The organism is Ruegeria sp. AB9, from assembly GCF_056542585.1.
Map to the genome: position 1 here is coordinate 379,627 of NZ_JBQGAA010000003.1, position 21,934 is coordinate 401,560.

A 21,934-nucleotide genomic window follows, 5' to 3' on the forward strand; every position below is an offset into this window, starting at 1 on the left:
CCAGATGGACGATCAGAACAAGAATCTCATCCTCGCAACCGCGCTCAGCTTTCTCGTGATCCTGGTCTGGTTCGTGCTGTTCCCTCCGCCGGAACCGACACCGACCTCGGAGCAGGCTGAAATCGCCAGTATCGAAGGGAATGAGGTTCAGACGCCCAGCGCCGCGGACACCGGCACAGTCGGTGAAGCAACTGCAACTGCCACCGAAGCCGAGCCTGAAGCCGAGGCGCCCCGGGTCAGCATCGACACGCCTCGTCTGACCGGTAGCCTGTCGCTTGCTGGTGGTCGAATTGATGAGCTGTCACTGAAAGACTACAAGGTTTCACTGGCCGAGGATTCTCCGATCGTCGAACTTCTGTCCCCGGTCGGAAGTGAATCTGCTTATTATGCCCTCTATGGCTGGGCCCCCGGCGCAGGTGTGTCGGGTGCCGATGTCCCTGGCCCGAACACCCTTTGGACGCTTGAGCAGGGCGATACTCTGGGCGTTGACACACCGGTAACGCTGGCCTGGGACAACGGTAACGGCCTGACCTTCCGCCGCACCATCGCTGTGGACGAGAATTACATGTTCTCGGTCACCCAATCGGTCGAGAACGCCACCGAGGCCGAGGTTGGCATGGCGCCTTACGGTATCCTGGCACGCCACGGCATTGGTGAAGATGGTGACCTGCCCGACCTGAAGAACTTTTTCATTCTTCATGAAGGCGTAATGGTCATGGCCGATGGCGTTCTGGATGAGATCGACTATGGCGATGTCCGCGATTTCGATATTGACCCCAATGAACGCGCGCAGGCCGAGGTTTATCAGGTTAAAGAAGGCGGATGGGTCGGGTTCACCGATCACTACTGGATGACCACCCTGATCCCGGCGGAAGGTTCAGCGTTCAAGGCCGCTGCCAAATATGACGCGCGTCGCAAAATCTACCAGACAGAAACCGTTCTGCCGACCCTGACAGTCGCACCCGGTGCCACGGAAGAGGTCACAACCCAGCTATTCGCCGGTGCCAAAGAATGGGAAACTATTCGTGAATACCAGGCCGAAGGTGTTCAGAAATTCATCGACAGCATCGACTGGGGTTGGTTCTACTTCCTGACCAAGCCGATCTTCTGGCTTTTGCACAACATCAACGCACTGATCGGTAACATGGGCTGGTCGATCATCGGCCTGACGCTGATCATCAAAGCGATCCTTTTCCCGCTGGCATTCAAATCCTACGTCTCGATGGCGAAGATGAAGGAATTGCAGCCTCAGATGGAAGCCCTGAAAGAGGCCGCTGGCGACGACCGTCAGAAGATGCAGCAAGGCATGATGGAGTTGTACAAGAAGGAAAAGGTGAACCCTGCTGCGGGCTGTCTGCCGATCCTGTTGCAGATTCCGATCTTCTTCTCGCTGTATAAAGTGATTTTTGTGACCATCGAACTGCGTCAGGCCCCCTGGTTCGGCCCGTTCCAGGACCTGAGTGCGCCGGATCCGACCTCGATCTACAACTTTTTTGGCCTGCTGCCCTGGGCCGCACCTGCACCCGAAAGCCTGATGGCGTTGATCTTCATCGGCATCCTGCCACTGCTGCTAGGTATCTCAATGTGGTTGCAGCAGAAACTGAACCCGGCACCAACCGACGCCACGCAAGCGATGATCTTTGCCTGGATGCCCTGGGTGTTCATGTTCATGCTGGGCGGGTTCGCCAGTGGTCTGGTCGTGTACTGGATCGCGAACAACACGATCACATTTACGCAGCAATATCTGATCATGCGCAGCCAGGGCTACAAGCCTGACGTTTTTGGGAACATCAAGTCCGGTTTCAAGCGGACGCCAAAGACGGACAACAAATGAGCGGAACGGTCTCAGGCCTTTGGCGCCATCCGATCAAAAGCCATGGGCATGAAGCCCTGAACCAAGTCGCAGTCATCCCCGGGCAGACCATGCCCGGGGATCGCGTTTGGGCGGTCGCTCATGAAGCTGCCAAGACCGATGGTTCGGACTGGGCCCCCTGCTCCAATTTCAGCCGATGTGCAAAAGCTCCGCAGCTGATGGCCATTTCGGCCGAATTGCAGACCAACCGGGTCACCTTACGCCACCCGCAGCGACCGGATCTGAGTTTTGAGCCAGATACAGAACAAGAAGTATTTCTGGACTGGGTAAAGCCGCTTATGCCTGCGGATCGTGCTGCGTCTGCCCGAATCGTACGGGTTCCAGGACGCGGGATGACCGACAGCGACTTCCCGTCGGTTAGCCTGTGCAACATGGCATCGCACCGCGCGGTCGAACAGAAATTGGGCCAAACCCTGTCCAATGTACGGTGGCGCGGCAATATTTGGTTCGAAGGTTTGCCTTTGTGGGATGAGTTTAACTGGCTGGGCCGTGACGTTCGCATTGGCGAGGCCGTGTTTCGCGTACGCGAACGCATCACGCGCTGTATGGCCACCACCGCCAATCCCGAAACCGGCGAGCGGGACGCGGACACGCTGCGCGCCCTGAACAGCTGGGAGCATCAGGATTTCGGCGTCTACGCCGAGGTCGTTCAGGGCGGCGAAATCCGTATTAACGATGAGGTGCAGGTGCTATGACCACACTTCCCTTCCCACTGTCTGAAGACCCGGATGAGTTCGCCAAAGAACGAGGGCGCAAGCTGTTTGCGGGCCCGTCCGAATTCGTCAAAGGCGTCGTCGCCATGAACGGCCTGCCAGCTCCTGACCGGCTGGAGGTCTGTTTTGCCGGGCGCTCGAATGTAGGGAAATCCAGTCTTATCAATGCCCTGACTGGAACGAAAGGCCTGGCACGGGCTTCTAACACCCCCGGTCGCACGCAAGAGATCAACTTTTTCACTCAAGGTCCGGAACTCTATCTCGTGGACCTGCCGGGCTATGGCTATGCAAATGCCCCAGTGAAGGTAGTCGAGAAGTGGCAAAAGCTGCTGAAACAATACCTAAGCGGTCGCCAGACCTTGCGCCGCGCCTTTGTCCTGATCGACTCACGCCACGGTGTGAAACCGGTTGATGCAGAAATCATGAAGCTGCTGGATACCAGCGCCGTGACATTTCAATGCGTTCTGACCAAAGCCGACAAGGTCAAGGCCAAGGATCGTGAGAAAGTGCTGGAACAAACCCGGGCAGCCTTGTCCAAACATCCCGCAGCTTTCCCGGAAATTGTGCTCACGTCTTCCGAGAAAGGCGACGGCATCGAGACCCTGCGGTCTATCATTGCACATCTGGAATAGCTTCGCCCTTGGCAGCGCGGTGCAAAGGTCCTAACACGGTTTTCCAGAGGGACTCTAGCCATGAAGACACGAGATATGAACCGGGACTGGATCGCTACCGCAGCCACACTCAACAGCGCACTGCCGTATTTGCAGCGCTATGATGGGGCCATCGTCGTTATCAAGCTTGGCGGTCACGCCATGGGCAGCGACGAGGCAATGGAGAGCTTTGCCCGTGACGTGGTTCTGATGCGCCAAGTGGGTGTGAACCCGGTGGTTGTGCATGGTGGTGGTCCGATGATTAATGCGATGCTGGGCAAGCTGGATATCCAGTCCGATTTCGTGAACGGCAAGCGTGTGACTGACAAAGCCACGGTTGAAGTGGTCGAGATGGTTCTATCCGGCCTTGTGAACAAACGCATCGTTCAGGCGATCAATGATCAAGGTGGATCGGCCGTGGGCCTGTCAGGTAAGGATGCAAGCCTGATGGTCTGCGATCAGACGGATGCGTCTCTCGGCTTTGTTGGCACCCCCTCCGAGATGAACCCGAAGATCCTGCATGATTTGTTCTCACATGACGTGATCCCGGTGATCGCTCCGCTAGGCGCGGGTCGTGATGGTGAAACGTTCAACGTCAACGGTGATACGGCTGCGGGGGCGATTGCCTCGGCGCTCAAAGCAGATCGTTTGTTGCTGCTGACCGACGTCTCGGGCGTCAAGAACGCAGCGGGGGAAGTTGTGACCGAACTGAAGGCAGGCCAGATCAGGGAAATGACCCGCGAAGGTACCATTGCCGGCGGCATGATCCCCAAAACCGAAACCGCACTGGATGCCTTGCACAGTGGCGTGCGTGCTGTCGTCATACTCGACGGGCGCGCACCTAATGCAGTGCTGTTGGAGTTGTTCACGGAACACGGGGCCGGGTCGCTGATACGACCAGACTGAACCCGGCACGGGAGGAGGAGACATGACACACCTTGCACAGCCTTCCTCTGATCCCGATGTTGCGACCTTTGAACAGGTTGAAAATGCGGCCCGTCAGGCCGGGTTGATCGTCATGGGCGCGCTGCATCCTCGTCGTGTCGCAACCAAACAACTCGAAACCGGTACACTGATCCTGTTGGGGGCCGGTGCGGAATTCTGGCCCGTTTTGAAAGCCTCCCCAGAATGGCAACGACCCGACCCGGTAGACCGGTGGTCGACAAGGGTGGTCAGCCAGATGGCGTTGGCGCTTGGCGCTCAGGCCTATTTCCCGTTTGGCGGCCCTCCTTACACCCCATTCATCGACTGGGCGCTCAAATCAGGGCGTACGTTCAGCAGCCCGGTCGGGGCGCTCGTGCACGATACCGTTGGCATGATGATTTCGTATCGCGGCGCACTGCACTTTGCGGAAGAGTTCGGTATCCCCGAAACCTCCGGCGTATCACCTTGTGAAACCTGTGCCGCGCCTTGCACAACGACATGCCCAGTCGGGGCGCTGAACGCGCGAGACTTCTATAACATCGACGTCTGCCACGACCATCTTAACACTCCTGAAGGTCAGACCTGCATGACAGGAGGTTGTCTGGCACGCCTCTCCTGCCCGCTCAGCGCGGGCGCGAGGCGCGATCCCGAACAGTCAGCCCATCATATGAGGGCCTTTCATCCGTCATGACCCGCACCCTAATCCTGACGCGCCACGCGAAATCCAGCTGGGACCATCCAGGGCTGGGCGATCATGAACGTCCGCTGAACAAGCGTGGACGCAGATCAGCCCCCGCTATTGCTGAGTGGTTGCGCGAAAACGGCTGGCTACCGGATGAAGTGCTAAGCTCGACTTCAACCCGCACCCGCGAAACATGGGACCGGATGGGCTTACAAGCTCAAAAGATCCTTTTTCACAAAACGCTCTATCACGCAGACTCTGAGGACATGTTGCTAGAGCTGTCAGGTGCTACGAAACCGACTGTGCTGATGCTGGGCCACAATCCCGGAATAGCCGATTTTGCCAACCGCCTTGTCCGACAGCCCCCAGACCATATGCGCTTTTTCGATTATCCAACCTGTGCAACAACAGTCATGGCATTCGATGCAAACAACTGGGCCGAGGTCCGATGGCAAACCGGGACAGTGCTGGGGTTCACCATCCCGCGTGAGTTGATCGAATAGAAAAAGGCGGGGCAACACCCCGCCTTCATTCTCTAAGATCTCGATTGGGATTAGTGGCCCAGGATTTGGCTGAGGAACAGCTTTGTCCGCTCGCTTTGCGGATTGTTGAAAAACTCTTCCGGTTCGTTCTGTTCCACGATCTGGCCAGCATCCATAAAGATTACGCGGTTGGCGACCTGCCGGGCAAAGCCCATCTCGTGGGTCACGCAAAGCATGGTCATGCCTTCTTCGGCCAACTCGATCATGGTGTCGAGCACTTCTTTGATCATCTCAGGGTCAAGCGCCGATGTTGGTTCATCGAACAACATGATCCGCGGCATCATGCAGAGCGAGCGGGCAATCGCCACACGCTGCTGCTGACCGCCGGAAAGCTGGCCGGGAAACTTGTCGGCCTGCTCCGGGATTTTCACCTTTTCAAGGAAATGCATCGCGCGCTCTTCGGCCTCTTTCTTGGGCGTCTTACGCACCCAGATCGGGGCCAGCGTGCAGTTTTCCAGAATGGTCAGGTGCGGGAACAGGTTGAAGTGCTGGAACACCATGCCAACCTCGGATCGGATCTTGTCGATGTTCTTCAGATCATTCGACAGTTCGATTCCATCCACGACGATCTTGCCCTGCTGGTGTTCTTCCAGCGCGTTCAGGCAGCGGATCAGGGTGGACTTACCCGAGCCCGACGGGCCCGCGATCACGATCCGCTCGCCCTGATTGACGGTCAGATTGATATCGCGCAGCACGTGGAAAGACCCGTACCACTTGTTCATAGCGTTGATTTCGATGGCGACCTCGTCGCTCACCTGCATCTTGGAGCGGTCGATTTCGCGGTCAATTGCAAGTTCAGACATGTGTTGAACTCCTTAACGGTGATCGGTGGCAAGGCGACGCTCGAGCCACTGTGAATATTGAGAGATGCCGTAGCAGACGACGAAGAACAGAAGCGAAGCAAACCCCAGAAGTTCCCAATAGACACCATTCCATTCGGTCGACGCCAGGATTGGACCCCGGATCATGCCCAAAAGATCGAACATTGAGATAACAGAGACCAGAACGGTGTCCTTGAACAGGCCCACGGCCACGTTCACGATGCCGGGGATCGATATCTTCAGTGCTTGCGGCAGGATGATAAGCCGCATTGCCTGCGGATAATCCAGCCCAAGACTGTCTGCCGCCTCGTACTGTCCGCGCGGAAGCGCTGCCAAACCGCCCCGAATTACTTCGGCGATATAGGCGGCTGAGAACATGGTGATCATGATCACAACACGCAGGAACAGATCGACCGTGCTGTCAGGCGGGAAGAAATACGCCAGCATCACCGAAGCCACGAACAGCAGCGTGATCAGTGGAACGCCACGGATGAATTCGATGAAGATGACGCAGACCCACTTGATCAGAGGCATGTTCGACTGACGCCCCAAGGCCAGAGCGATCCCGAGTGGCACCGACAGCGACACACAGGTCACGCCCAGCATCATGTTCAGCATGAAACCACCCAGGTCACGGCTGGGAACGGCTGTAAGCCAAGCATTCTCTGATGCACCTTCCGGGATTAAGGCTCCGCCGACCTTCCAAACGACCAGCGCGGTAACAATTGCTCCGAAGAAACCGGCCGCAAAGCTGTTGTTGCCCAGCTTTTGGAAAACAACACCGGCGGCAACGCAGCCAACAAGCGCGACCACAGGAACAAGGATCGTGCCACCCCAGATCAGCCAGAACGCCAGGAAGGGATAGACCGCAGTGAACAACAGCAACTTGCGTGGCAGGTCAAAGAACAGTACCGGGGCAATTGCCACCAGCATCAGCACAAGGGCCAGATTCGGGCGCCAATAGGCATCGGTGGGGTATTTGAACCCATAGATCAACTGAGGCCAGCGTTCCGTGAGAACCGCGAAACAGGCTCCGGTCTTGCCGTCCAGAATCTCGCGGCATTCTGCCAGTGAGTTGGCGTTCCACACTCCGTTCAGAAACCATGGCAAGGTGTTCTTCAGAAGGATGTAGATCAGGATAAGCGACAGTACTGTCAGGATCGAATTGACGACCCCCGAAAACAGATTCTCGCGCAGCCATTTGATGACACCCGTCTCATTCGCCGGTGGCGGCGAGGGAGGGATTGTGCCTTCGGCCACGAAGGCGATCGGGTTTGTAGTTTGATCACTCATGGCTCAGCGCTCCTTCAGCTTGACGGAAGCGTTGTAGATGTTCATCCCCGTCGAAATCAGCAGCGAGGCTGTAAGGTAGAACAACATCAGCAGCAGAACGCATTCGATCGCACGACCGGTCTGGTTCAGGGTGATACCACCCAGTGTTGCGGTGATATCCGCATAACCCACGGCAATCGCGAGAGACGAGTTTTTGGTGATGTTCAGATACTGAGAGATCAGCGGTGGGATGATAACCCGCAGCGCCTGGGGCAGGATGACCAAATTCATGATCCGTCCCTGGCGCAAGCCCAGCGCGGCGGCAGCCTCGGTCTGACCTTTGCTGATCGCCTGAATACCCGCGCGCACGTTTTCCGCGATGAAGGCTCCGGTATAGATCGAAAGGGCGAACCAAAGTGCAATCAACGGGCCGCCGGCATTTAGGCCACCGCTGAAGTTAAAGCGCTTCAGCTCCGGGACATCCCAGGTCAGACCCATGATAACCATCAACAACACCAAAGGTACCAACCAGATGGCCAGCTTTGGCAACAGAGTCGCGGGACGCTCGCCGGTTTCTTCCTGTTTCTTCGTTGCGCGTTTTTCAACTTCGCCGCTAACGAACCAGGATCCGATCAGAACTGCGATGACCAGCAACCAGTTCAAAGCAGCCGATGCAAACAAGCCATTGGCGAATTCAGGACGCGGAAAATAGATGCCCCTATTGGTGAAGGCAAAAGAACCAAACAGCATCGATGACGACGGATTTTCCCCACGAAACGCGCTTGGTGCGGGCATTACGGCCGTCATTATCGTGAAGATGATGATGATCCAGATCAGTACCGGGATGTTTCGGAAGATCTCGACATACACCGCCATCAGTTTCGATACGAGCCAGTTGTTCGACAGTCTCAAAACACCCGCGGTCACACCGAAAATCGTTGCGGTTATGCAGGCCAGAAAGGCAACAAGCAGTGTGTTCAACAAACCTACGAGCGCTGCACGTGCATGTGATGACTGACTGTCATACTCAACGAGACGCTGGTTGATGTCATACCCGGCGGAATCGCCGAGGAAAGCGTAGGAAATATTGAGCCCTGCGGCCCTGAGGTTCTGGATCAGGTTGTTGCCCAGATACCAGATAGAAAGCGCAATAACGATGGCCGCAATCACCTGAAATGTAAGAGAGCGATAGCGGGTATCGTTTATGAGCATAGACAACCGAAAATCAGCTTTCGGTGGGTCAGTCATAGTCGACATATTTTGGGATCCCCGTGGCTTGCGAGCTACTTTATATCGGCGAGGTTTTCCCCGCTCTGCATCTGCCCGCAGCAGTTTATTGTGGAAGAGGGCGCAGGTTGCCCTGCGCCCTCTTCCATTAATGCCTTAGCGGAACGGCGGCGAGTACAGCAGGCCGCCTTCGGTCCACTGTGCGTTCAGGCCGCGCGCCAGACCGATCGGTGTTTCTTCACCGATGTTCTTGGCGAAGACTTCACCATAGTTACCGCCAGCTTTGATCGCTTTCGCGGCCCAGTCGGCATCCAGACCCAGCATTTCGCCCAGAGTGCCTTCTGTTCCCAGCAGGCGGTTGATTTCAGGGTTATCTGTACCTGCGCTCAGCTCGTCGATGTTTGCCGAGGTCACGCCCAGTTCTTCAGCCGAAACCAGCGCGTTCAGAGTCCAGCGGACAACGTCGCCCCACTCGTGATCGCCATGACGGACCAACGGGCCCAGCGGCTCTTTCGAGATGATTTCAGGCAGCAGGATGTGCTCGTCCGGTGCTTCGAAGGTGGCACGAGTTGCAGCCAGACCCGATGCGTCGGTGGTGTAAACGTCACATGCGCCAGCCAGGTACTGCTGCTGTGCTTCGGCGTTGGTTTCGATCGGAACCGGCTCATAGCTGATGTTGTTGGCACGGAAGAAATCGGCCAGGTTCAGCTCGGTGGTGGTGCCGGTCTGGATGCAGACACGGGCGCCGTCCAGTTCCTTGGCCGAGCTGACGCCCAGCGCCTTGGGAACCATGAAGCCCTGACCGTCATAATAGTTCACGCCGGTGAATTCGAACTTCAGGTCGACGTCGCGGCTGAAGGTCCAGGTGGTGTTCCTTGCCAGCATGTCGATCTCGCCCGAGGCCAGAGCGGTAAAGCGTGTCTTACCAGTGGTCGGAACGAATTCAACGGCGTTGGCGTCGCCCAGAACGGCAGCAGCAACAGCGCGGCACAGCGATACGTCAAAGCCCTGCCATTCGCCATTGGCGTCGGGCGCAGCAAAACCAACCAGACCGGTGGTCACACCACAATTCAGCTTGCCGCGTGCTTTAACGTCGTCAACGGTCCCTGCCATGGCTGCGCCAGCAGCAAGACCGGCAATCGTTGCCGCGCCCAAGATTACGGATTTTTTCATTTTTACCTCTTCCTGATTTTCCGCCCCATTCGAGGCGGCTCTGCCCGGCAAGTGGATGCCGGATAGGTTACCCCAAAGGTGTCTCCCCTTTAGTGGCACCGAGTTTGGGCGTATTCATAAACAAACGTCAAGGGTCGGATCATCGAAAACGATGCATCAGGCCCCAAGCTGTTTACAGATTTGCTCAAAAATCAGGAATTAAGGATCAAACCGACATATCAAAGAAACGCTTAGCATGCAGAAATGCCGCTTTCTTTGTCTCAGCGACCTCGTGGGCTTCTTCGTCATGGCCCCATTGTTCGATCTGCCAGATTTCGTCCAATCTTGAAATGCGCCATATCTCGTCCGGTTTGCGCCAATTCATGGCTGCCGCGAACCCGAGAATCAAGGATCCAGAAAGGCTGACGAGATCGTGGAAAGCTGCCAACTGGAACGCATCAAGCCCGTGAACCCGCGAACGCAGTGTCATTAGGGCAGAATCGGATTGTGGTTGGTGCAGTACACCTGCAATCGGCACCAAACGGGCTGAAAGTGCTGTCTCTGCCCAATCCAAGGCGGGGTCCCATTCAGCGCTCTGGCGATCCTGCAATTCCTGCGGGTGGGTCGCCCGGTAACACAGCAGATCAGAGTCGCCGTAGTCTGCCAGCATGTCGGCAACTTCCCCGTGCTGGAGGCGGACCTTATCAATTGCTGCATTTGCCGAGCGGGTGAACGGCATCACTGAGGGATCAACCTCTTTTTCCTGTGCGTCCCATTCTGCCGCGACCGCTTCGGCCATGGAACGGGTTGGCAGGATCAACCCTGCTTTGGCAGGCGTTTTGACCCGGCGACCGTCCAGTTCAACAGTAAATCCATCATCAGCATCAACAACAGTGCAGTCTTTCCAGAAGCGCTTCGGTTTCCAGTCGCTCATGTTTTAGTCCCACATCCCGGCCAGCGCTTCGGGCAACTGGTCAAAGGTTTCGATAATGCAAGAGGCAGAGGTCAAAACCGATCGGTCGTGATACCCCCAGGTTACGCCGATACCGCGCACACCGGCGGCAGCGGCCATATCCATGTCATAGCTCGTATCGCCGATCATCACCGCGCAGGCCGGATCAACTCCGGTTTCCGCCAATGCGGTCAGCACCATGGACGGATGCGGCTTTGATGGATGATGATCCGCGACCTGCCGGGTTACGAAATACGCTTCCAGCCCATGCGCTTCGATCAACGCGTCCAACCCGCGCTGCGACTTGCCGGTGGCCACGCCAAGAAGCATTTCTGGCACAGCGTGCAATGCTTCAATCGCCTCGCGCGCACCTGGGTAGAGCGGAGAACTGGCCACCCCCAAGTCAAGACGATGCGCGTGATAGGCCTCTTTGTACCCTTCAACCAGATCGTTCTGGACCGAGAGCGGTTGATCCGGCACCAACCGGGCAATGGCGTGCGGTAGGGACAGCCCGACGATGGACAGGATCGCCGCACGTGTGGGCACGGGAACCGAAACAGCCTGAAAGCTGAGTGTCATGGAGTGAACGATACTGCCCTGGCTGTCGACCAACGTTCCGTCGACATCAAACAGAACCAGCCGCAAGGGTGTGCTCATTGCAACTCCTCAAACGGGTCGTCAGCAGCCAGATCCTCGGTCCAACCGAACGAGTCCCAGCTGTGTTTCATGTGTTCAGGCAAAGGCGCAGTTACCGTCACGGGTTTCCGCGTCACCGGATGCAGAAAAGACAGCCGCCGCGCGTGCAGATGCAGCTTTTTGCTGATAATCCCACCCAGTTGCGCACCCCAACCATCACCCAGATTCTCCTGACCCGAGCCACCGTATTTTCCGTCGCCGATAATCGGATGCCCGATGGCCGCCATATGGGCCCGCAATTGGTGGGTGCGCCCGGTGATTGGCTCCATCGCAACCCATGAGGCTCGGCCAGCCACACGGTAGAGCGTTGCATAGTGTGTATGCGCGCGTTTCGCACCGGGGGTGCCGTCGATCTCGTTCATGTGCACGGGGATCATCTTTTCGCCCTCACCGTGCTTGCCATGACCCGGCGCTTTGACAAGACCGGTCTTGATCTCACCCAGGTAAGGCGTCGGAACACCGGCCACCAATGCCCAGTAGATTTTGCGCGTATCGCGATGGCGGAAAGCGGCGGTCAAACCCTTGGCGGCCTCTCGCGTGCGGGCCAGCAGCAGAACTCCGGATGTGTCCTTGTCCAAGCGATGCACGAGGCGAGGGTTCTCGTCATAGCCAAACCGCAGCGCCTCAGACAGGCTGTCGACATGCCGGGTCTGCCCGCTGCCGCCCTGCACCGGCAGACCATGCGGTTTATTCAGCGCCATAATGTGATCGTCACGATAGATCACGCAGGATTGGATCATTTTGGCATCCGCATCCGAGATACGGTGCTTGACCTCAACCGGTTTGTGACCGGCAACCGGAAGGGGCGGCACCCGAACCACCTGCCCTACTTCCAATCGGGTCGAGGCTTTGACGCGGCTTCCGTCAACACGCAGTTCTCCTTTGCGACACATCTTTTCAATACGGCCTTGGCTGACATGCGGAAACAGTCGGCGCAGCCAGCGGTCTACACGCTGGTCCCCATCCCCTTCAGCGACTGCAATCATCTGTACGCCACTCATGCCATTACCCCTTGTTCCGCGCGGGTGATCCGCCCGGATTGCGTGTTTGTCCGTGTCCCAGAAATCATGGGCGTCTGTCGCGCGCTACGCGGCAAGAGTCAAGGTATCCGGCTGTTGAACTCAGATGTTCAAGAAGTCTCCGTGTCGCCCTGCTCCGTCCCGAAAACGGCGTGCACCTGCGGTGCCTTCGCGGCGAATGGCTTCCAACCCGTTGGCCCATTCGACCTTAAGCACTTCGCGGACCGGCATCCCATGCTTCTCGATGATTGATCGACGGTCAGCGCGAACGGCCTCTTGGGGAAAACGGGCGATTTCATGGGCCATTTCTTCGGCTGCGTTGCGTGCTTTACCATGTGGGACGACCTTTTCCGCCAAACCGGCATATCCTGTCCTCCCCTGGAGATGTTGACCTAAGGGAAGCGTTCAATTTCAATCCCGTCGCCTGTGACGCTGCGGCACGGCCAACATTTATCCAGCGTAACTAGCTGTTCCGCTGTGTCCGCAGCTTGGCGAAGTAATCGAGGCGTTTCTTCAGCTCACGCTCAAACCCGCGTTCGACCGGTTGATACAACACCGGGCGTTTCATTGTTTCGGGGAAGTAGTTCTGACCGGAAAACCCATCTTCGGCATCATGGTCGTACGCATAACCCGCACCATATCCCTGATCCTTCATCAAAGAAGTCGGAGCATTCAGGATATGCTTGGGCGGCGGCTCGCTGCCGGATTGTTTGGCCAGCCGCATGGCCGCCTTGTAGCCGACATAGGCGCCGTTGGATTTTGGCGCCAGGGCAAGATAGACCAGCGCCTGAGCAAGCGCCAACTCCCCTTCGGGTGAACCCAGACGTTCATAGGTTTCCCACGATTGCAAGCATATGGCCTGGGCCTGTGGATCAGCCAAGCCTATGTCCTCGACCGCCATCCGTGTGATTCTGCGCGCAAGATACCGTGGGTCCTCCCCTCCGGTCAGCATTCGTGCGAACCAATACAAAGCCGCATCCGGGTCAGAGCCACGCACCGATTTATGCAGCGCCGAGATCAGGTTGTAGTGTTCATCACCGGATTTGTCATATTTCGCAGCCCGTCGCATCAGCCGCGTCGACAGCGCATCTGGATCCAGCGGCGCATCCACCTTCCAGGCCGAGACCTGTTCGATCAGGTTCAGCAAAGCCCGACCGTCGCCATCGGCCATTTCCTGCAACGCATCGCGTGCAGCAGGAGTCAATGGCAATGCACGGTCCAGTTCTTTTTCAGCGCGTTGGGTCAAACGTTCCAGATCAGCGAGGCTGAGCCGTTCCAGCACCAGCACCTGCGACCGGCTCAGAACAGCGGCGTTCAGCTCAAAGGACGGGTTCTCAGTCGTTGCGCCCACCAACAGGATGGTGCCGTCCTCCATATGGGGCAGAAACCCGTCTTGCTGTGCCTTGTTGAAACGGTGGATCTCGTCCACGAACAACAGGGTCCCCTGTCCGTTCTGGCGGCGGATCTTGGCGGCCTCGAAGACTTTTTTCAGATCCGGCACGCCGGTGAAAATCGCACTGATCTGAACGAAATGCAGATCAGTTTCCCGTGCCAACAAGCGTGCGATCGTCGTCTTTCCAACACCGGGCGGCCCCCAGAAGATCAGGCTGGACAAACTTCCTGCTGCCAGCATGACACCCAATGGTGCCTCTGGCCCCAATACCTGTTCCTGCCCGATCACCTCGGCCAGTGATTGAGGCCGCAACCGGTCCGCCAGAGGCCGATGTGGAGAGGCGGCGGGTTCCGTCGACCCGGTATCGAACAGATCACTCAAAGGTCACAACCGGAACCGCAAAGAGACTGACCGGCCCCCACGCAGAAGACCTATCTGCACGCGCCGGCCCGGATCGGTCAGCGCGTTTTCAACGTCCCGAGGGCGCTGAATATCGTCAGAATTGATGCTTTCAAGAATATCCCCGGGTCGCAATCCCGCGCGTCCTCCGTACGGGCCGGGATCGACAACAACGACACCGGTCTGGGACAGCGACAAACCCATATTGGCGATCACGGCAGGATTGACCCGAGACACTACCAGCCCCGGAAGAACAGTGTCATCATTCAGCGTCGTTTCTTCCGCGGCAGGAATATCGGGGGCTTTGATCAGGGCCACCTCAACCTCATCACTCTGCTCACCACGCAAACGGGTCAGAACCGATGTTCCACCCACCCCGGCGACGGACATTCGAAACTTCATCTCGGCAGGCGAATTTACTTCATCCCCATCTACATGGGTGACGACATCCCCGACTCTCAACCCCGCGTCGCGTAGCGGGCTGAGTTCATGCAGGTCAGAGATCACAACGCCCAGAGGGATGGCCAGACCAAGGGATTCCGCGATATCCGCGCTCATGTGTTGACCCGACATACCGGCCCACGGACTGACGAAACTGTCATTTCCTTGCTGCGCCTGCTTCAGGAATTCCGCCACCAGATTTGCCGGTATGGCAAAGCCAATGCCATTTGATCCACCCGATCGGGTCAGAATTGAGGTGTTGATCCCGATGAGATGGCCATTCACATCGATCAGCGCCCCACCGGAGTTCCCCGGGTTGATCGCCGCATCTGTCTGAATGAAATAGCCGCGGGCATTGCCGGTTGCGGTGCCTGTGCGCGCCAGCCCCGAGATAATGCCGGACGACACTGTCTGCCCCACTCCGAACGGGTTTCCGATGGCCAGGGCCAGTTCTCCAACCTCGACCAGATCGGAATCGCGCAGGGACAGAGAAGGCAGGTCTTCTGCCTCTTCCAGACGCAGGATCGCGATATCGCTTTCCTCATGACCCAGCACGACCTTAGCTGAGAACTCGCGCCGATCCGTTGTAACAACCCGGATCTCGGTCGCCGACCCGACCACGTGATAGTTGGAAACAACGTAACCATCGTCAGACAAAATAACCCCTGAACCCAGCGAGTTTTGAACCCGCTGACGTGGCTCTCCAAAACCTCGGCCAAAGAAATCCTGAAAGAACGGATCCGAGAAAAACGGGTTTGCACGATCCTGCCGTACGATCTTGGCATAGATGTTCACCACTGCCGGCGAGGCTTGCTTTACGATTGGGGCAAACCCCAGGGAAATCTCTGCTTGTGACTGTGGAATTTTCGTCTCGGCCATAGCTTGCATAGCGCTGGTCAAAGCAATGAGGGTCAGCATCGCGCGGATCATGGCGGCTCCGTTTTTTGATTGGCTCAGATATGCTGACACCTAATCTGAATTGCAAGTCGGCGCTTCAGTATGTCCTGTCAGTTGTCTCGATAAGCCTGAACGAAAAAACCTCCGTCCGGCTTCCCGAACGGAGGTTCAAATCTGATTTTGGTTCAGATCTTATTCTTCGTCTGCGGCCTCTTCGGCGGCAACGCGGGCTTTGTCGGCCGCGCCCTTCGCGTCCAGATCGCGGTCAACGAATTCGATGATCGCCATCGGGGCCATGTCGCCATAGCGGAAGCCTGCTTTCAGAATGCGGACATAACCGCCCTGACGCTCGGCATAGCGGGGGCCCAGAACTTCGAACAGCTTTGCGACGTCTTTGTCTTCTTTCAGCTGTGCTGCGGCCTGACGGCGGGCGTGCAGGTCGCCGCGCTTGCCCAAAGTGATCAGTTTTTCAACGATCGGGCGCAGTTCTTTTGCCTTGGGCAGGGTTGTTTTGATTTGCTCATGTTCGATGAGCGAGCCAGCCATGTTCGCAAACAGCGCCTTGCGGTGCTCATGAGTACGGTTCAGGCGGCGGTAGCCACGTGCGTGACGCATTTTCTAGTTCCTTCTTTCGCGTTTTGCTTTGTCTGGCCGGCGATGCGTGTCACCGGCTCTCCTTGGGGCGGAAGTGCCCATATAGTCCCCGGCAGCCCGGGCATTTGGGAAGACGCGCTTAGAACGCGTCTTCGAATTTCTTGGCCAGATCTTCGATGTTGTCGGGCGGCCAGTCCTCGACATCCATGCCGAGGTGCAGACCCATGCCGGACAGCACTTCCTTGATCTCGTTCAGCGACTTGCGGCCGAAGTTTGGAGTGCGCAGCATCTCGGCTTCGGTTTTCTGGATCAGATCGCCGATGTAAACGATGTTGTCGTTCTTCAGGCAGTTTGCCGAACGGACCGACAGTTCCAGCTCGTCCACTTTCTTCAGCAGCAGCGGGTTGAACTCCAGACCATCGTCTTCGTCCTGACGGCTTGCCGATTCCGGTTCGTCGAAGTTGACGAAGATCGACAGCTGATCCTGCAGGATGCGCGCGGCAAAAGCCAGCGCGTCTTCCGGCGTGATCGAACCATCGGTTTCGATCTTCAGAGTCAGCTTGTCGTAGTCCAGAACCTGACCTTCGCGGGTCGGCTGAACGTCATAAGCGACCTTTTTGACCGGCGAATAGATCGCGTCGATCGGGATCAGGCCGATAGGCGCATCTTCCGGCTTGTTCTTTTCAGCCGAGACATAGCCCTTGCCGGTGTTGACGGTCAGTTCCATGAACAGGTCAGCGCCATCGTCCAGGTGACAGATGACGTGATCGCGGTTCAGAACCTCGATACCAGCGCTTTCGCTGATGTCGCCCGCAGTGACGACCGCGGGGCCTTTCGCATTGATCGACAGGCGCTTGGGGCCTTCGACTTCCATGCGCAAGGCAACCTGCTTGAGGTTCAGGATGATGTCGGTGACGTCTTCACGCACGCCTGCTACGCTCGAAAACTCGTGCAGGACGTTGTCAATCTGGACGCTGGTGATGGCCGCACCTTGCAGCGAGCTCATCAGGACGCGGCGCAGGGCGTTGCCCAGCGTCAGACCAAAGCCACGCTCCAGCGGTTCGGCAACCAGGGTCGCCTGACGCGCAGGATCATTGCCCGGCTTGGCTTCCAGCTGGGTCGGCTTGATCAATTCTGCCCAATTCTTGTGGATCATGTAATCCCTCCATTCCTGTCCGCGCCCCATGACCAACAAGGTGCAGACGCCCGAGGTTCAAAATGACGTGCTGGGGCCGTGCGAAAACACTGGCCCCAGCTCAATTCAAAATCGCTTAGACGCGGCGGCGCTTCGGCGGGCGGCAGCCGTTGTGAGCAATCGGTGTCACGTCACGGATCGACGTGATGTTGAAGCCCACTGCAGCCAGCGCACGCAGAGCCGATTCACGGCCCGAACCGGGACCCTGAACTTCGACTTCCAGCGTCTTGACGCCGTGTTCCTGCGCCTTCTTGCCTGCATCTTCTGCAGCCATCTGAGCGGCGTAGGGAGTCGATTTCCGCGATCCCTTGAAGCCCATGGTACCGGCAGACGACCACGAGATGGCGTTGCCCTGTACGTCCGAGATCAGGATCTTGGTGTTGTTGAAGGTCGAGTTCACATGGGCAACGCCCGATGCGATGTTCTTGCGCTCTTTGCGCTTAACGCGAGTCTTGTCACGTGCCATCAGTCAGACCCTCCCTTATTTCTTCTTACCAGCGATGGCCTTTGCGGGGCCTTTGCGGGTACGAGCGTTGGTGTGGGTGCGCTGACCGCGAACCGGCAGGTTGCGGCGGTGACGCAGACCGCGATAGCAGCCCAGGTCCATCAGGCGCTTGACGTTCATCTGAACTTCACGACGCAGGTCACCTTCAACGGTGAAGTTTGCGTCGATGTGTTCACGAATGGCCAGAACTTCGGCGTCGGACAGCTCGTTGACGCGACGGTGCGCTTCAATGCCCACGGCTTCGCAGATCGCTTTGGCCGAAGTGTTGCCGATTCCGGTGATATATGTGAGGGCGATAGGTACCCGTTTGGCAGTCGGGATGTTTACGCCGGCAATACGTGCCACGTGTCACTTTCCTTTTCGTTGCGGTTCCGTAACTCCAGAACCTTTTTTCACAACGCTTGACCGTGGCAGTGAGGCCAGTGGGTCCAGCATTTTGCGAGGTGATAATCACGTACCGGGCGAATCCTGCACGCAATTGTGATTCCCATAGGGATGTGGGTCGATATGGGCTTTTCTGGACAACGTCAAGCCTATATCTGACCGGCCGTTGTTTGGTTGGCTGCCAGCAGGCGCTCTTGCCATTCAAATCTCTGCTTCGGTGGCGCCCCGTCTCTCACTTTTTGACCTCGCCATCTGATACAGGATGAAGAGCAATATGATTGGAGCAAGCTGAAGTTTGAAGAGCGCTGCCACCAGAGGAGCCAACCATGCCAACGTCCATGCAACGGCGATCATCGGCATTTCTCTTTGCCTAAGCCGTTCAGGAAAAATGCCACGACCGCTTTCAAACCATAGCGCCACCGCAAATTGAAGCATGACGAAATCGTAAACGAAGCTGTATGGCAAAATCACTAAAGTCCCGGTGACAAGCCATAACGCCCAGTCATGAAGATGCCCGTCTTTGCCCGGCCAACACAAAACTAACAGAAGTACCGCGGCCAAAGCGATCAGGACGTGAAGAAGATATGAAGAAGAGAGCGGCAGATCCAAATTGCGTCCCTGCATGAAGCCGCTTGGCACCATCCACTCGATCGCGCCTTTCCAATTCTCAATCACAAAAACCTGCTGTTTCGAGGTTACGTCAAAAAACAGAACCCACGGCTCCACCCCGTAGGCAAACAGAGTGAACGAAATCGCCAAACCCAAAAAGACAGCGCCCCAGATCATGGTTTTGATCTGACCTTGCCCAACAAGCATCGGCACGACACACACACCCAAATGAGGCTTCACGGCAAGGATGGCCCATCCAAGGCCCGCTGCCACAGCTTTGCGCCTAAGAGTGAGCCCAAGCGCCATCATCATCAAAGAAGACAAGATGAAACCGTTTTGACCTGCCAAAAAGTTCAATAGTCCTGCGGGTGACAAATAGATGAACACGCCCCAATACCAGCTGAGTCCCAACGTTCGTACGGCAGCAAAGACCATTGCCAGCCCCAGAATGCACCAGACCGTATACGCCGCAAAATATGAGAAGTGACTGAGAAGCTGCGAAAGCGGCCACAATAGCGGTGGATAGGACCAGCTATGAATCGGATAATCCGGGCCATGCAGCGCCTTGATTTCGGCCCAGTACTCTTCTGCTTGGTACAGAACCTCCCATCGACCGCCCGAAATCAGAAGACCACCCGTGTGAGTATTCAGAAAATCGCGCCCGATAAGCTGCCCGGAAAAGTCGTACCCGCCATTGGTCGCCATGAAATACGCACATAACAGGAAAACAGAAATCACACTTGTAAGGACGAAGATCAGGTATCGTTTGATCCAGTTCATCTCGGTTTGGTCCGTTTCAATTCGGTAAGGATACATCAAAAGACACATACCTGCATATCAGGTGGTGTCGTAAAGCTATAATTTTAATGAAAAAGCCCCTCGATGAAGATCAAGGGGCTTCAATTTCGTACATCAGGTGAGAACAGATGTCATCTATTTGAGGACAGACGCTATCGCTCCCTGAACCTCTTCGATCTCGCCCAGACCGTTGATCTTGGTCAGCTTACCTTTGGCATAATAATAGCCAATCAACGGTGAGGTTTTCTTGTAATACTCCATCAGACGGGTCTTGAGGCTTTCCTCATTGTCATCCGCGCGGCGCTTGAAGTCATTTTCCTTGCCGCAATTGGTGCACTTGCTGTCTGTCGGAATCGGTTTGGTGATGTCGTTGTAAACTTCACCGCAACCACCGCAGGTCGACCGGGCTGTTATGCGCTGGACGAGTGCCGCGTCATCGACTTCCATCTCGATCACGGCATCCAGGGTTTCACCCGTGCTGTCCAGCAGGTCGCCCAGAGCATCCGCTTGTGCCAGCGTGCGCGGGAAGCCGTCAAAGATGAACCCACCCTCGGCTCCGGCTTCCAACTTTTCACGGATCAGACCAATCACGATCTCATCAGTGACCAGTTCGCCCTTGGCCATCACTTCGGCGACACGGTTGCCCATTTCTGTGCCACTGTCCTTGGCTTCGCGCAGCATGTCTCCGGTGCTCAGCTGCACCATGCCGCGTGTCTCGACCAGATGGCGCGCTTGCGTGCCCTTGCCCGCCCCCGGCGGGCCCAAAAGAATGATGTTCATCGACGAGCGGGCCCCTTCCTGCCGCGTTTCTTTCCCTTGCCACGCAGTTGAGACTTTTCAATAAGCCCTTCGTATTGATGCGCCAGCAAGTGGCTCTGGACCTGTTGGATCGTGTCCATGGTCACAGAAACGATAATCAGAACCGACGTACCGCCGAAATAGAACGGAATGGCAAACTGGTTCCGCAATATCTCGGGCAGCAGACAGACCAGTGCCAGATAGGCCGAACCGAGAACCAGTACGCGGTTAACCACATACTCCAGGTACTCAGCGGTCTTTTTACCCGGGCGGATACCCGGCACAAAACCATTCTGCTTTTTCAGATTGTCTGCCACATCATCCGGTTTGAACGACACGTTGAACGTATAGAAATAAGCGAAGAACACGATCATCGAGGCGAAGAACAGCAGGTAAAGCGGCTGTCCCGGACCAAAGTTGGCCAACAGCCACGACATGATCGGCCCGTTGGCAGCACCGGACGAGAAGGTCGAGATCGTCACCGGCAGCAGCAGCAACGAGCTTGCAAAGATCGCGGGAATAACGCCTGCCGGGTTCACTTTGACCGGCAGATGGCTGGAGCCACCTTCGTAGATCTTCATACCGGCCTGACGGCGCGGGTATTGGATGTGGATCTTGCGCAGCGCGCGTTCCATGAAGACCACGAAGGTGATCACGGCGATCACCATGATGATCACACCAACGATAACGGCAGGGCTGATCGCTCCTGAACGGCCAGACGCAAAGAATTGCGCCAGTGCAGCCGGAACCTCGGCGATGATGCCAACAAAGATGATCAGAGAAATACCGTTGCCGATGCCGCGCGCGGTGATCTGTTCACCCAGCCACATCAGGAACATGGTGCCGCCAACCAGCGTGATCATGGTCGACATGCGGAAATAGAGACCAGGGTCGGTCGCCAGATCACCCGATTCCAATGAAACGGCCAAACCATAAGCCTGAACAGTGGCCAGCGCCACGGTGCCGAACCGGGTGTATTGGTTGATTTTCTTACGGCCCTGCTCGCCCTCTTTCTTGAGCTGTTCGAGCGCCGGAACCATCGATGTCAGCAGCTGCACGATGATCGAGGCGGAAATATAGGGCATGATACCGAGGGCAAAGATACCCATCCGTCCCAGCGCCCCGCCGGTGAACATCGAAACCATGCCGCCGATGCCCTGCCCCGCCTGCTCCATGAACTCGCGCAAGGCTGCACCGTCGATCCCAGGCACCGGAATGAAGGTGCCCAGACGATAGACGATCAGCAAACCCAGCGTGAACAGGATGCGGTTGCGCAGATCGGTGGCTTTGCCCAAAGCAGCCCAGCTTGTATTGGCTGCCATTTGTTCTGCTGCTGATACCATAAATCGGTCTCTCTTATGCAAACGCCGCCCGGAACCGTTTTCCGGCTCGGACGGC

General features: G+C 56.9%; 23 protein-coding genes. 6 read left to right on the forward strand and 17 right to left on the reverse strand.

From position 1 onward, the window contains the following. Positions 1-4 precede the first annotated feature (4 nt). The 6 genes from yidC to ACR0K5_RS10990 are packed head-to-tail and all read left to right on the forward strand — an operon-like array spanning position 5 to position 5,345. On the forward strand, positions 5-1,834 hold the full coding sequence (yidC, locus tag ACR0K5_RS10965) for a membrane protein insertase YidC (protein WP_480629713.1): 1,830 nt from the start codon (positions 5-7) through the stop codon (positions 1,832-1,834). Then, positions 1,831-2,568 carry an MOSC domain-containing protein gene (locus tag ACR0K5_RS10970; RefSeq protein ID WP_480629714.1) on the forward strand — a complete coding sequence of 246 codons (738 nt, stop codon included), beginning with the start codon at positions 1,831-1,833 and terminating at the stop codon, positions 2,566-2,568. Before yidC ends, ACR0K5_RS10970 begins: the two co-directional genes overlap by 4 nt. Beyond that, positions 2,565-3,218: a ribosome biogenesis GTP-binding protein YihA/YsxC gene (gene yihA / locus ACR0K5_RS10975; protein ID WP_480629715.1), complete on the forward strand. Its 654-nt coding sequence runs from the start codon at positions 2,565-2,567 to the stop codon at positions 3,216-3,218. The genes ACR0K5_RS10970 and yihA overlap by 4 nt, the downstream gene beginning before the upstream one ends. A 60-nt stretch (positions 3,219-3,278) precedes the next feature. Continuing rightward, positions 3,279-4,142 (forward strand): acetylglutamate kinase, encoded by an 864-nt coding sequence (argB, locus tag ACR0K5_RS10980; protein WP_480629716.1) that lies wholly within the window; start codon positions 3,279-3,281, stop codon positions 4,140-4,142. A gap of 22 nt (positions 4,143-4,164) precedes the next feature. Further along, positions 4,165-4,851, forward strand: coding sequence for a ferredoxin (locus ACR0K5_RS10985; RefSeq protein WP_480629717.1), 687 nt, complete (start codon positions 4,165-4,167; stop codon positions 4,849-4,851). Then, positions 4,848-5,345: a SixA phosphatase family protein gene (locus ACR0K5_RS10990; protein WP_480629718.1), complete on the forward strand. Its 498-nt coding sequence runs from the start codon at positions 4,848-4,850 to the stop codon at positions 5,343-5,345. Before ACR0K5_RS10985 ends, ACR0K5_RS10990 begins: the two co-directional genes overlap by 4 nt. 50 nt (positions 5,346-5,395) lie before the next feature. Here ACR0K5_RS10990 and ACR0K5_RS10995 read toward each other — a convergent pair whose 3' ends face one another. The 17 genes from ACR0K5_RS10995 to secY all read right to left on the reverse strand — a co-directional run bounded on the left by ACR0K5_RS10995 (position 5,396) and on the right by secY (position 21,879). Continuing rightward, positions 5,396-6,187, reverse strand: coding sequence for an amino acid ABC transporter ATP-binding protein (locus ACR0K5_RS10995; RefSeq protein ID WP_480629719.1), 792 nt, complete (start codon positions 6,185-6,187; stop codon positions 5,396-5,398). Between the two features lie 12 nt (positions 6,188-6,199). Continuing rightward, complete coding sequence (locus tag ACR0K5_RS11000) at positions 6,200-7,498, reverse strand: amino acid ABC transporter permease (protein WP_480629720.1); 1,299 nt, start codon at positions 7,496-7,498, stop codon at positions 6,200-6,202. Between the two features lie 3 nt (positions 7,499-7,501). Beyond that, positions 7,502-8,734 carry an amino acid ABC transporter permease gene (locus ACR0K5_RS11005; protein ID WP_480629721.1) on the reverse strand — a complete coding sequence of 411 codons (1,233 nt, stop codon included), beginning with the start codon at positions 8,732-8,734 and terminating at the stop codon, positions 7,502-7,504. A 126-nt stretch (positions 8,735-8,860) separates the two neighbouring features. Continuing rightward, a complete protein-coding gene (locus ACR0K5_RS11010; RefSeq protein WP_480629722.1) occupies positions 8,861-9,877 on the reverse strand; it encodes an amino acid ABC transporter substrate-binding protein in 1,017 nt (338 codons plus the stop codon). 205 nt (positions 9,878-10,082) lie between these two features. After that, positions 10,083-10,790 carry an ATP12 family chaperone protein gene (locus ACR0K5_RS11015; protein WP_480629723.1) on the reverse strand — a complete coding sequence of 236 codons (708 nt, stop codon included), beginning with the start codon at positions 10,788-10,790 and terminating at the stop codon, positions 10,083-10,085. A 3-nt stretch (positions 10,791-10,793) separates the two neighbouring features. Beyond that, the gene (locus tag ACR0K5_RS11020; protein ID WP_480629724.1) at positions 10,794-11,465 is read right to left on the reverse strand and encodes an HAD-IA family hydrolase; all 672 of its coding nucleotides are present in this window, start codon (positions 11,463-11,465) and stop codon (positions 10,794-10,796) included. Then, entirely contained in the window at positions 11,462-12,505 is a 1,044-nt protein-coding gene (locus ACR0K5_RS11025) for an RluA family pseudouridine synthase (protein WP_480629725.1), read from the reverse strand. Before ACR0K5_RS11025 ends, ACR0K5_RS11020 begins: the two co-directional genes overlap by 4 nt. A 120-nt stretch (positions 12,506-12,625) precedes the next feature. After that, positions 12,626-12,880 carry a hypothetical protein gene (locus ACR0K5_RS11030; RefSeq protein ID WP_480629726.1) on the reverse strand — a complete coding sequence of 85 codons (255 nt, stop codon included), beginning with the start codon at positions 12,878-12,880 and terminating at the stop codon, positions 12,626-12,628. Between the two features lie 106 nt (positions 12,881-12,986). Then, positions 12,987-14,297 carry a replication-associated recombination protein A gene (locus tag ACR0K5_RS11035; protein WP_480629727.1) on the reverse strand — a complete coding sequence of 437 codons (1,311 nt, stop codon included), beginning with the start codon at positions 14,295-14,297 and terminating at the stop codon, positions 12,987-12,989. Between the two features lie 3 nt (positions 14,298-14,300). After that, on the reverse strand, positions 14,301-15,686 hold the full coding sequence (locus tag ACR0K5_RS11040) for a trypsin-like peptidase domain-containing protein (RefSeq protein ID WP_480629728.1): 1,386 nt from the start codon (positions 15,684-15,686) through the stop codon (positions 14,301-14,303). 159 nt (positions 15,687-15,845) lie between these two features. After that, positions 15,846-16,268 carry a 50S ribosomal protein L17 gene (rplQ, locus tag ACR0K5_RS11045; RefSeq protein WP_152456909.1) on the reverse strand — a complete coding sequence of 141 codons (423 nt, stop codon included), beginning with the start codon at positions 16,266-16,268 and terminating at the stop codon, positions 15,846-15,848. 118 nt (positions 16,269-16,386) lie between these two features. Further along, positions 16,387-17,403 (reverse strand): DNA-directed RNA polymerase subunit alpha, encoded by a 1,017-nt coding sequence (locus ACR0K5_RS11050; protein WP_117870179.1) that lies wholly within the window; start codon positions 17,401-17,403, stop codon positions 16,387-16,389. A gap of 115 nt (positions 17,404-17,518) precedes the next feature. Then, complete coding sequence (gene rpsK / locus ACR0K5_RS11055; RefSeq protein WP_008757289.1) at positions 17,519-17,908, reverse strand: 30S ribosomal protein S11; 390 nt, start codon at positions 17,906-17,908, stop codon at positions 17,519-17,521. 15 nt (positions 17,909-17,923) lie between these two features. Next, the gene (gene rpsM, locus ACR0K5_RS11060; protein ID WP_008757392.1) at positions 17,924-18,292 is read right to left on the reverse strand and encodes a 30S ribosomal protein S13; all 369 of its coding nucleotides are present in this window, start codon (positions 18,290-18,292) and stop codon (positions 17,924-17,926) included. A gap of 240 nt (positions 18,293-18,532) precedes the next feature. Beyond that, the gene (locus ACR0K5_RS11065) at positions 18,533-19,645 is read right to left on the reverse strand and encodes a glycosyltransferase family 87 protein (protein ID WP_480629729.1); all 1,113 of its coding nucleotides are present in this window, start codon (positions 19,643-19,645) and stop codon (positions 18,533-18,535) included. A 228-nt stretch (positions 19,646-19,873) separates the two neighbouring features. After that, the gene (locus ACR0K5_RS11070) at positions 19,874-20,518 is read right to left on the reverse strand and encodes an adenylate kinase (RefSeq protein ID WP_480629730.1); all 645 of its coding nucleotides are present in this window, start codon (positions 20,516-20,518) and stop codon (positions 19,874-19,876) included. After that, positions 20,515-21,879, reverse strand: coding sequence for a preprotein translocase subunit SecY (gene secY / locus ACR0K5_RS11075; protein ID WP_480629731.1), 1,365 nt, complete (start codon positions 21,877-21,879; stop codon positions 20,515-20,517). The genes ACR0K5_RS11070 and secY overlap by 4 nt, the downstream gene beginning before the upstream one ends. Positions 21,880-21,934 lie beyond the last annotated feature (55 nt).